Here is a 219-nt window from a genome sequence, read left to right on the forward strand (position 1 = left end):
TGAGCTCTCCCAGGCTGTTGTCGTTGAAGTAGCCCATGGGGACGGATTTCATCCGCTGCCCGATGGCCACGCGCTTATTGGCCGCCATGAAGTACCCGGCGTGGGTCTGCTGGATGGAAAAACCGGCTCTGCCACGGCGTGGCAGGCGCTGGGACTGTTGGCAGTCAGTATTCTGGGCAGCGCCGTGACCAAGTATTTCTCTCAGCTCCAGCAGACCCA

1 protein-coding gene is annotated in these 219 nt (G+C 60.7%); it reads left to right on the top strand.

Annotated features, from left to right (window positions below):
- On the top strand, nt 1-219 hold a 219-nt coding region (locus H6B10_RS17255; RefSeq protein WP_204652543.1), incomplete at both ends, for a hypothetical protein.

Origin of the sequence: Gemmiger formicilis (genome assembly GCF_016901605.1) — a bacterium.
In the GTDB taxonomy this organism is placed as follows: Bacteria; Bacillota; Clostridia; order Oscillospirales; family Ruminococcaceae; genus Gemmiger; species Gemmiger formicilis_B.